The following is a 10491-nucleotide window of genomic DNA, read 5'->3' as shown; positions in this document are numbered from 1 at the left end:
CCTCCCACATCTGTGGCTCTACCGGCCAGGACCCACTTCCTGTCGGCAACCCACGTTCACATGTGAGCGAGGCCCCAGCCCCCCATACCGTCTAGGGGACGCGGCGGTCGGTGATCGGGCCGCGGGTCAGGTCGCGCCGCAGATTGGCCAGCATCGACCGGTACTCCAGCACCGGGCTCTCCGTCTGCCCGCCGTGCAGGAAGCCGTCGCCCATATCGGCCATCGCCTCGGCCGAGGAGTAGCGCGGTGTCCAGTCCAGTTCGGTCTGCGCGCGGGTGGTGTCGAGCAGCGGCACGGTGAACGACAGGTCGAGCCAGCCCTCGTCGATCGGCTGCAGCCGGGCGCGCCAGCTCAGGGCGACAGCGCTGCGCAGCAGGCCCGACGGGACATGAACCGGCTTGGCGCCCAGCGCCTCGGCGACGTCGTCGCGCCGCACCGGCGGTTCGGCCATCAGGTTGAACGGGCCTGCTGCCCGCCGGTCGATTGCGGCGACGAACGCGGCGGCGACATCGGAGGCGTGCACGATCGGCACCACCAGCGAGCGGTCGAGCGGCAGCACGGGCAGGAACCGCAGCCAGCTCGGCTCGATGAATGCGGGCAGCGAGTAGCGGCGCAGTCCGCCGGCGGCGTTGCGCTGCACGATGAAGCCGGGCCGCATCCGAGTGATGGTGAGGCCGTCGGGGTTGTGCCCCTCGTAGCCGTCGAGCAGCTTCTCCGCGGCGGACTTGTGCCTGCTGTAGGCCGACGACGGAACGCCGGCGGTGGACCACGACTCGTCGACGTACTGGCCGTAGCGGCCGGGCGCGTAGGTGCCGACCGACGACATGTGCAGCAGGTGGCCGACTCCGGCGGCGTCCGCGGCGGTCAGCACCGCCCGGGTGCCGCCCACGCCGAGGGCCTCGAGGTACTCGATGTTGCGGGTCGGCTGGAAGCCCCACGCCAGGTGCACCACGCAGTCGGCGTCCTTGACGATCGGCTGCAACTTGAGCGTGGCGTCCCGCTCGGCGAGGTCGACCTGGTGCCACGTCGCCGAGCGGTAGATGCCCGAGTCGGGCGGCCGCCTGCGGGCGACGCCGGTGACGTCGTAGCCGCCGGCTTCGGCGAGGGCGGTCAGCAGGGCGGTGCCGACGTTGCCGCTGGCACCGGTGATCACGATGCGTGTAGCCATGGTCGTGCCATACCCGACGCGGCGCGGCTCAACCCCTCACCAGACCAGGGGCACCAGGAATCGCTGGGCGTAGGCGCGGACGGCGTCGTCGTCGCGGATGTCGAGGCTGGGCGTCGGCACCTGCGCCAGCGAGCAGGCCAGCCGGATGTGCAGCTCGGCGACGGCCTGCAGGTCGGCGTCCGGCATGGTGGCGCCCGACGCGCGCAGCGCCTTGGCCATCGCGGTCGACGCACTGGTGAGGAACGTGACGGCCTCTGCGTAGACGCCGGCCACCGACGTCATCTCCGCGTCGGGCTGCAGGAATCGCTGGATCACCGGTTCGGTGCTCATCAGCCGCAGCCCTTCGCAGAACGCGGCGACCGCAACGTCTTTGGGCCCGGAGTCGATGCCCACCGTGCGCAGCCGGACCATCGCGGCCTCGAACGTGCGCCTGCCGAGTTCGGTGATCAGCAGGTCGCGGCTCGGGAAGCGCCGGTACAGCGTGCTGCGGCTGACACCGGCCTGTCGGGCGACGACGTCCATGCTGGCGCGGCCGATGCCGACGAGCGCGACCTCTTCCGCGGCGGCCTTGAGGATCGCGTCCTCCTGCTCCGAGGGTGTGGCGGTGCTGCGCGAACGGGCCATCGCTACCAGTGTGTCACCCGACGGGGCATCCGCTCGGCGGCCCGAAGGAGTCGAGCGACACCGAGCGGTGCAGCCGGACCAGCTTCTCGTATTGCAGCCGGTTGTAGGCCAGCGGGATCAGCAGCAGCCGGTCGGGCAGGGTGCGCCAGATCAGTTGCAGCACCCGGGTGTACACCGCGAACTCGGCGTCATGGCGGGACTGCCAGTCGAAGCCGGTGAGCTCGCGCACGCCGGGATGCATGATGCCGAACGAGCACACCTTGATCACGCGCCCGGCGACCGGCCGCACGGCCGCCCACAGCGGCGCCAGCCCGGCGCGCAGCGGCGGCGAGAGCAGCAGGGTCGGCAGCGGCAACCGGGTGAGGTTGTCGACGACGCGGTCGAGGAACGGGTTGGCCGCGAGTTCGGTCTCCACCATGTGGTCGTAGTAGCTGACCGCGTCGGCGTAGGTGCCGGGCAGCCTGGCGGCCTTGCCGGGCAGTTCGATGGACTTGAACGCCTCGAGGAGCTGTTGGTACGCGGCTTCGCGTTCGGCCGGGTTCGGCGTGATGCCGGTGGCGGGGGTGAACGAGTGCAGGGTGATGAAGATGCCGCTGACCGCGATCCAGTTCCAGAGGTCGGGGTTGAGCGCGCTGTAGCGGGTGTCGGCGAACTCGCCCTTGCCGCGGCCACGCACCTCGCGGTGCATCGTCTTGAGGCGCTCGCCTTCGGCTGCCCGGTCGGCGGGGTCGCCCCAGATCGCCAGCAGCGCCGAGAATCCGCTACGCACACCGCGATCGGTGAAGTTGCGCTCGAAGCGGCCGGTCCGGTCGACGGCCGCGGCGACCGGCACCAGCGCGACTTCGTCGAAGGCCGCCGCGCCGAAGAAGCCGGTCAGCACGCTGCCGCTGTGCCTGCGGAACTGCCGCATCACCCACGGCCGGACCGTCGCGTCCTCCGCCGCGCCGTGCACGCGCGCTGCCACTGCCTCGGTCATGACGACTCCCCTCGACCCGTTGACACAAAGACTATGCTTTTGTGTCAACGTGTCAAGGCTTCTGCGCCCCGCTCAGGGCAGGGCGCCGGGGCTGAACTCCTCGAGCATCTCGGTGACCAGCGCCGCGATCGGCGAACGCTCGCTGCGCAGCAGCGTGATGTGGGCGAACAGCGGGTGACCCTTGAGCTTCTCGATCACCGCGGCGACGCCGTCGTGGCGGCCGACGCGCAGATTGTCGCGCTGGGCGACGTCGTGGGTGAGTACCACCCGCGATCCCGCGCCGAGGCGGGACAGCACCGTCAGCAGCACGTTGCGCTCCAGCGACTGTGCCTCGTCGACGATCACGAACGAGTCGTGCAGCGAACGGCCGCGGATGTGGGTCAGCGGCAGCACCTCGAGCATGCCGCGCGAGAGCACCTCCTCCAGCACCGCGGGGCTGGCGAGGCCTTCGAGTGTGTCGAAGACGGCCTGAGCCCACGGGCCCATCTTCTCGCTCTCGCTGCCCGGCAGGTAGCCGAGGTCCTGCCCGCCGACGGCGTAGAGCGGGCGGAACACCACGACCTTGCGCTGAGTCCGCCGCTCCAGCACCGCTTCCAGGCCCGCGCACAGCGCCAGCGCCGACTTGCCGGTGCCCGCCTTGCCGCCCAGCGACACGATGCCCACCGACTCGTCGAGCAGCAGGTCGAGCGCGACGCGCTGTTCGGCGGAGCGGCCACGCAGCCCGAACACCTCACGGTCACCGCGCACCAGCTGCACCCGCTTGGCCGCGTTGACCCGCCCGAGTGCGCTCGAGCTGCCGCCGATCAACCGAATACCGGTGTGGCACGGCAGGTCTCGCGCAGCCTCCAGGTCGATCTCGCTCTCCGCGAAGAGCGTGTCGATCTCCTCGGCGCTGACGTCCACCTCGGTCATCCCGGTCCACCCGGAGGTGACGACGTCCTGGGCGTGGTACTCGTCGGCGGCAAGACCCACCGCGCCCGCCTTCACCCGCAGCGGAATGTCCTTGGTCACCAAGGTGACTCGCTTGCCCTCCGCGGCGAGGTTCGCCGCGCAGGTCAGGATCCGGGAGTCGTTGCTGTCGGTGCGGAAGCCCGCGGGCAGCACCGCCGGATCGCTGTGGTTGAGCTCGATGTGCAGCGTGCCGCCCTGCGTCCCAACCGGAATGGGCAGATCGAGGCGTCCGTGTTCCAGCCGGAGGTCGTCGAACATCCGCAGCGCCTGGCGGGCGAACCAGCCCAGCTCATGGTGATGGCGTTTGGCCTCCAGTTCGCTGATCACGATCAGCGGGACGACCACTTCATGCTCGGCGAATCGCGTCGCCGCCCACGGATCGGACAGCAGAACGGACGTGTCGAGCACGTAGGTCCGGATGGAGGAATCAGTCACGTGGCGCTCCTCGAGTCCGCGCGGCCCCGCACGAACCTCTCGGCGGACACTGCGGTCCCAGGACCGGGGCCGGCCCTCTCATCGGGTACCGCCCGGATAGCAGAGCATGTCGCTAGCCATCGACTGCGACGCTACTCCCGCAACGGCATCCGTGCCTTTCGGCGCGCCGCGTGTCGAGGGCCCGCCGGGTTACGCCTGGGTGAACTCCGCGAGGCCCGGCTCGTCGGCCACACCCCAGGCCGCGATGCGGTCGGCGATGACCTTGCGCAGGGTCGCCTCGTCGAAGATGCCCGCCTCGGCCACCCGCGCCAGCTTGTCCTGGTAGGCGTCGATGTCACCGCCGACGACACCCATCTCGCCGGCGATGCGCACGATCGCGGGGATGGTCTCGTCGCGCATGGACCCCAGGCAGTAGGCGACCAGGTTCGAGAAGAACTTCTCGTGGCGTTCCTCGTCGGCGGCGATGCGGCCGATCAGACCCTTGAGCACCGGCTCGTCGATCTGCGCCTCGAGGTTGCGGGTGAACACCGCGTGCGCCCGCTCGAAGAGCGACATGAACACCAGCGTCTCGATCTGGGAGTGGCCCTCGGCGCGGTAGCCCTTCATCACGTGCTCGACGCGCACGTCCTCGTTGGCGGTCGGGTCGACCTCGCGGGTCACCACCAGGTAGTTGCGCAGCGCGACGGCGTGCAGGTGCTCCTCGGCGGTCCAGCGGCCGATCCAGCGTCCCCACTTGTCCTGCAGGATGAAGTTGAACACCATCTCGCGGTGGTATCCGGCGAGATTGTCCTTGGTGATGAGCAGGATCTCGACCGCGTCGGTCACCTGCTTGGGCAGCGTGACCTGTGACGGATCCCAGTCGCGGCCGCCGAGGAAGGCGAAGTTCTCACCCTGGTCGAACGGCACGTAATCGTGTCCGTACCAGACGTCCTCGGTGTCGATGTGCCGACGGAACTCCTGGCTGACCACGGGCTCCAGCTCCAGCAGGAACGCGTTAGGGACAGGTATCTGTGCCATGGGGTTACATTAACCCAATCCTGTGGGAATCGTAAAATTCCCACGTCCGCGCGTCGCGGCTAGAGCGTCAGGCCCGGGTACAGCGGGTTGGCCGCCAGCATGTCGGACGAGGCCTCGTGCACTCGCGCGGCCGTGCCCTCGGTGATCGTGTACTTGGCCTTCGACGGACCGGACGACGCCTGCGTGGGCGTGGTGTTGTTGAGCACCTCGACCACCAGCTCGGCGACCCGGTCGAACTCATCGGCGCCGAAGCCGCGCGTGGTCAGGGCCGGTGTGCCGAACCGGATACCGCTCGAGTACCAGGCGCCGTTCGGGTCGTTCGGGATGGAGTTGCGGTTGGTGACGATGCCCGCGTCGAGCAGCGCCGACTCCGCCTGCCGGCCGGTGAGCCCGAACGACTGCACGTCCAGTAGCACGATGTGGTTGTCGGTGCCGCCGGTGACCAGGTTCGCACCGCGCTTGAGGAAGCCCTCGGCGAGCGACTTGGCGTTGTCGGCGACGTTCTGCGCGTACGTCTGGAATTCCGGGCGGCGCGCCTCGGCCAGCGCGACGGCCTTGGCCGCCATCACGTGGCTGAGCGGCCCGCCGAGCACCATCGGGCAGCCCTTGTCGACAGCGGGCGCGTACTCCTCGGTGGCCATCACCATGCCGCCGCGCGGCCCGCGCAGCGACTTGTGCGTCGTGGTGGTGGTGACGTGGGCGTGCGGCACCGGATCCTCGTCTCCGGTGAACACCTTGCCGGCGACCAGGCCGGCGAAGTGCGCCATGTCGACCAGCAGGGTCGCGCCGACCTCGTCGGCGATCTCGCGCATCTTCGCGAAGTTCACCCGACGCGGGTAGGCGGAGTAACCGGCGACCAGGATCAGCGGCTTGAACTCGCGGGCCGCGGCGGCCACGGCGGAGTAGTCGATCAGGCCGGTCTGCGGGTCGGTGCCGTAGCTGCGCTGGTGGAACATCTTGCCGGAGATGTTCGGCCGGAAGCCGTGGGTGAGGTGGCCGCCGGTGTCGAGCGACATGCCGAGAAGCCGCTGGTTGCCGAGCTTGTTGCGCAGGCTCTCCCAGTCGTCCTCGGACAGGTCGTTGACGTGCTTGGCGCCGAGCTCGGCCAGCCCCGGGGCCTCGATGCGGGTGGCGAGGATCGCCCAGAACGCCACCAGGTTGGCGTCGATGCCGGAGTGCGGCTGGACGTAGGCGTAGGGCGCGCCGAACAGTTCGCGGGCGTGTTCGGCGGCGATGGACTCGACGGTGTCGACGTTCTGGCAGGCCGCGTAGAAGCGGTGGCCGATCGTGCCCTCGGCGTACTTGTCCGACAGCCAGGTGCCCATCGTCAACAGCACGGCCGGCGACGCGTAGTTCTCACTGGCGATCAGCTTCAGCGAGTCGCGCTGGTCGGCGAGTTCCTGACGGGTGGCCGCCGCGATGCGGGGCTCGACCGATTCGATGACCTCGAGCGCCGAACGGTAGGCCGCGCTGGCGGTCTCGGCGTACTCGGCCCCGGGAGCTGCCGACGAGGTCAGAGGATCTGCAGTCATGCTGTCGAGGGTAGTCGGGCGGGCTGTCAGTCCGGTACCGGCCACCCGCCCGTCACGGGGTTGGCGGGTAGGGATACGGCTGCTGCGGCAGCGGTGTGGCGGCGGGCCGCCTGCTCAGCGTGATCAGCAACACGAACCACGCCACGATCCCCGCCGCGATGCAGCCGTACCAGAGCAGACCGCTGAGCGTCTCGACCCCCGAGCCATCGCCGAAGAACGTCGTGAGCACCGACCCGGTAGTGCCGCTGTCTCCCCCGTCGACGCAGGTGAGCCCGAAGCCGAACATCGCCGCCCACATGGCGATCTGCGCCCACGCCTGCACAGCGGTGAGCTCACGGCCGGGCGGCCGTCGCATCATCAGGCTGGTGATCCCCAGACAGATCACGAGCACCGGGGATGCGAGTACGCCGAACACCACCATCCAGCCGAGCGGGACGAACAGCCCCCGGCCGATCACCATCCAGACCAGCAACAGAATGTTGACCGGAATCACAAACGCCGGGATGTCTCGGCGCAGTGCCGACATCTCAGGCGGCGCGCAGCGACGACGGGATCAGCGGCTCGTCGAGCAGCCGGCCGAACCGCTGGGTGAGGCTGACGTCGGCAGGACGGGCATCCAGCCAGCCCCGCAGCAGGCGGTAGCCCTCCACGTAGGTCGACGTGTAGGCGCGCCACAGCGGTGACGACAGGAACCGCAGCGTCTGCCGCGCGCGCTTGTCGTCGACGAGCAGCCACCGCCGCAGGAAGTCGACGACGACGTCGACGTCGCGGTGCTCGTCGTGCAGCATCAGTGCGGCGTCCTGCCGGACGTCGGCCAGCGCGGCCGTCGCCTCCGACACCGCCTCGGCCCGGTGACCGTCGAACCGCAGCCCCAGATCGGCGTAGATCTCGGACGCCCACGCGCCCCAGCCCGGCCCGATCGCCGCGTGCAGCGCCAGATCGGCCAGCCCCTCGGCCATCAGGCACTGCGGGGTGTTCACCAGGAAGATCGTCTGCTCGGCCTGGCCCTGACCCTCGACCAGCCCGGCCTCCTTGCGGCAGTGCTCGGTGTGGTGGCCCGGGTAGGACTCGTGCGCGACGAGTCGCGGCAGGTTCGCCATCTGCTGTTTCAGGTCGGCGTTCACCGCGACGGTCGAGGTGTAGTTGCCGAGGTAGTAGTTGAAGCCCGACCACGGCTTGTCGGTGACCACCTCGTAGTTGATGGTCTCGGCGTCGGGCAGCGGGAAGTCGGCGCGCACACGGTCGCGCAGCGCGCTGGAGAACGCGTGGATGCACTCCTCGAGCCGCTCCGGCGGGACCTCGTTGGCGGTGCGGTGGGCATGCACGCGGGCTGCCAGCGGGCCGTCGCCGGGCAGCGCCTCCTCGAGCTTGGCGTGGGCGGCCTCGTAGCGTTCCGGGTCGCCCTTGCCGATGCGCACGTCGAAGTAGGCCTCGACCTCGTCGACGAATCCGACCTGCTCGCCGGCGAACTTGCGGCCCGCGCAGTCGAGGGCACGAAGGTGGGCGGCCAGGTAGTCGGCGCGGGCCTGCTCCAGTCCCCCGCTCTGCGGCACCTCGGCGAGCAGCCGTCGGGCCTGGCGCGCGAGCTCGGCGGGGTCCGGTGGGGGCTCGTCGGCGACGGCGCGGCGCAGCGCCGGATCGCCGGTGAACGAGTCGACGTAGCCGTCCTCGATGCGGTCGAAGCGCAGCCCCAGCAGCAGGTACTCACGGATGAGCGTGTCGGCCTCCATGGCCGTCAACGCTACCCAGGCTCTGCCGGGTCGCGCGCGTGCTGCAAGACTGGCCCCATGCCGCGGCTGAGCGAGCCGAGTCCGTATGTGGAATTCGACCGGGGTCAATGGCGCGACTTGCGCATGTCGACGCCGTTGAAGCTGACGGAACAGGAAGTCGCGCAGCTGCGCGGCCTCGGCGAGAAGCTCGACCTGCTCGAGGTCGAAGAGGTCTACCTGCCACTTGCCCGGCTGATCCATCTGCAGGTCGCCGCCCGGCAGCGACTGTTCGCCACCACCGCGGAATTCCTCGGCGAGCCGCAGCAGAATCCGGACCGGCCGGTGCCGTTCGTGATCGGCGTCGCGGGCAGTGTGGCCGTCGGCAAGTCGACCACCGCGCGCGTGCTGCAGGCGCTATTGGCCCGCTGGGGCAACCACGCCCGCGTCGACCTGGTCACCACCGACGGGTTCCTGTATCCCAACGCCGAACTGCACCGGCGGAACCTGATGCACCGCAAGGGATTTCCGGAGAGCTACGACCGCAGGGGTCTGATGCGGTTCGTGACGGCGGTGAAGGCCGGCGCCGACGAGGCGTGTGCGCCGGTGTACTCCCACCTGATCTACGACATCGTGCCGGGCGAGAAGCAGTTGATCCGCCACCCCGACATCTTGATCCTCGAGGGCCTCAACGTGTTGCAGACCGGCCCCGCGCTGATGGTGTCGGACCTGTTCGACTTCTCGGTCTACGTCGACGCCCGCATCGAGGACATCGAGGGCTGGTACATCTCGCGATTCCTGAACATGCGGGCCGGCGCCTTCGCCGATCCGAAGTCGCACTTCCACCACTATTCGACGCTGACCGACGAGCAGGCGGTGTTCGCCGCCCGCGACATCTGGCATTCGATCAACCGCCCCAACCTGATCGAGAACATCCTGCCGACGAGGCCGCGGGCGACGCTGGTGCTGCGCAAGGACGCCGACCACAAGATCAACCGGCTCCGGCTGCGCAAGCTCTGACCGACACAGCGATTTCGGCGCCCTCGCGTTCGGTGAGCGAACGGGAGCGCGCCGAAGCCGGGCGAATCAGGCCGCGATGCGCTTGACGCCGACGTACTGCAGTTCGGCGAACACCGCGGTGTAGACGCCACTGGCGAGCATCATCACCACGCCGAGTGTCGTGAGCGGCCACACGTCGGTCAACACCACGGCCACCGCCCCGACGGTGCAGATGACGTTGGCGATCGCGGCGCCGATGCCTGCGGCGCGGACCGCGGGTCGCGAGGCCAGCCAGGTGACGATGACGCCCCAGGCGATGAAGAAGGCGGCCAGCCCGTACGCGGCAGCGACGGGCAGGCCCAGAACCGGGGACAGTGGCTGCGCGGCGGCGGCGAAGACGATGCCGACGACGCCGACCGGGATGGCGTCGGCGCGCATGGCGAAGCGGAGCAGGGAGTCGGACGTGGTGGTCGAGACTGCGGTCATGTCAGGTCCTTTCAGGGTCATCGGGTGAAGACCGGTGCGGGGCGGCGCGCCGTAACCTCTTGCGGCGGCGCCCCGCACCGGCGGGGAGGGAGTCACGCCGAGAGGCGGCGCACTCCGAGGTACTGCAGTCCGCCGAAGAAGGCGGTGTAGAGGGCCATCGCGAAGCTGACGGCGACCCCGGCCTGGGTGAGCGAGAGCGTGCCCGCGGCCACCACGGCGATGGCGGCGACGGTGCACGCCACGTTGGCGATGGCGACACCGATGCCGACGCCGCGCAGCGACTCCATTGCGGCGAGCGCGTAGACGATCAGGCCGTAGAACACCAGGGCGGCGCCGAGGCCGTAGGTCTGCGCGCCGGTGAGTCCGGTGATCGAGGCCGTCGGGCCGGCGGTGACGGCGATGAGCAGTCCGGCGACGCCGGTGAGGGTGGCGTCGGCGCGGAGCGCGAAGCGCAGTAGCGAGTCGGTGGAATCGGAGAGTGGTCGGTGGGTGATGGTGGCCATTGCGGGCTCCTCGGCGTTGAGGTTCGGGGTGGAACACCACCGATGTTGCTTCCGAGGCACTGCCAGATCGACGCCTGCTACTGCCAGGCGCTGC

11 protein-coding genes are annotated in these 10491 nt (G+C 69.7%); 1 reads left to right on the top strand and 10 read right to left on the bottom strand.

Annotation, left to right across the window (positions count from 1 at the left end; genetic code table 11):
* Positions 1-91 precede the first annotated feature (91 nt).
* The 8 genes from ACPCHZ_RS10450 to ACPCHZ_RS10415 form a co-directional block, all read right to left on the bottom strand.
* Complete coding sequence (locus ACPCHZ_RS10450; protein WP_423484642.1) at positions 92-1168, bottom strand: NAD-dependent epimerase/dehydratase family protein; 1077 nt, start codon at positions 1166-1168, stop codon at positions 92-94.
* Positions 1169-1204: 36 nt separating this feature from the next.
* On the bottom strand, positions 1205-1792 hold the full coding sequence (locus ACPCHZ_RS10445; protein WP_423484641.1) for a TetR/AcrR family transcriptional regulator: 588 nt from the start codon (positions 1790-1792) through the stop codon (positions 1205-1207).
* 13 nt (positions 1793-1805) lie between these two features.
* Positions 1806-2768: an oxygenase MpaB family protein gene (locus ACPCHZ_RS10440; RefSeq protein ID WP_423484640.1), complete on the bottom strand. Its 963-nt coding sequence runs from the start codon at positions 2766-2768 to the stop codon at positions 1806-1808.
* A 72-nt stretch (positions 2769-2840) separates the two neighbouring features.
* A complete protein-coding gene (locus ACPCHZ_RS10435; RefSeq protein ID WP_364974550.1) occupies positions 2841-4154 on the bottom strand; it encodes a PhoH family protein in 1314 nt (437 codons plus the stop codon).
* A 189-nt stretch (positions 4155-4343) separates the two neighbouring features.
* Positions 4344-5171: an acyl-ACP desaturase gene (locus ACPCHZ_RS10430; protein ID WP_423484639.1), complete on the bottom strand. Its 828-nt coding sequence runs from the start codon at positions 5169-5171 to the stop codon at positions 4344-4346.
* 59 nt (positions 5172-5230) lie between these two features.
* Positions 5231-6703, bottom strand: a complete 1473-nt coding sequence (locus ACPCHZ_RS10425; protein WP_423484638.1) for a glycine hydroxymethyltransferase — start codon at positions 6701-6703, stop codon at positions 5231-5233.
* Between the two features lie 52 nt (positions 6704-6755).
* Complete coding sequence (locus ACPCHZ_RS10420; protein ID WP_423484637.1) at positions 6756-7163, bottom strand: hypothetical protein; 408 nt, start codon at positions 7161-7163, stop codon at positions 6756-6758.
* A 67-nt stretch (positions 7164-7230) separates the two neighbouring features.
* Entirely contained in the window at positions 7231-8433 is a 1203-nt protein-coding gene (locus tag ACPCHZ_RS10415; RefSeq protein ID WP_423484636.1) for a DUF885 domain-containing protein, read from the bottom strand.
* Between the two features lie 57 nt (positions 8434-8490).
* On the opposite strand from ACPCHZ_RS10415, the gene coaA reads away from it, so the two are divergent.
* On the top strand, positions 8491-9429 hold the full coding sequence (gene coaA, locus ACPCHZ_RS10410) for a type I pantothenate kinase (RefSeq protein WP_264012781.1): 939 nt from the start codon (positions 8491-8493) through the stop codon (positions 9427-9429).
* A gap of 66 nt (positions 9430-9495) precedes the next feature.
* On the opposite strand, the gene ACPCHZ_RS10405 is transcribed toward coaA, so the two are convergent.
* Both ACPCHZ_RS10405 and ACPCHZ_RS10400 read right to left on the bottom strand, forming a co-directional pair.
* Positions 9496-9894: a hypothetical protein gene (locus ACPCHZ_RS10405; protein WP_364974567.1), complete on the bottom strand. Its 399-nt coding sequence runs from the start codon at positions 9892-9894 to the stop codon at positions 9496-9498.
* 92 nt (positions 9895-9986) lie between these two features.
* Entirely contained in the window at positions 9987-10397 is a 411-nt protein-coding gene (locus ACPCHZ_RS10400) for a hypothetical protein (protein WP_423484635.1), read from the bottom strand.
* Positions 10398-10491 lie beyond the last annotated feature (94 nt).

This window comes from Mycobacterium sp. NPDC050041 (assembly GCF_049541695.1).
Classification (GTDB): domain Bacteria; phylum Actinomycetota; class Actinomycetes; order Mycobacteriales; family Mycobacteriaceae; genus Mycobacterium.
The sequence above is the reverse complement of the archived record's forward strand: the minus strand, read 5'-3'. Positions and strand labels throughout refer to the sequence as shown.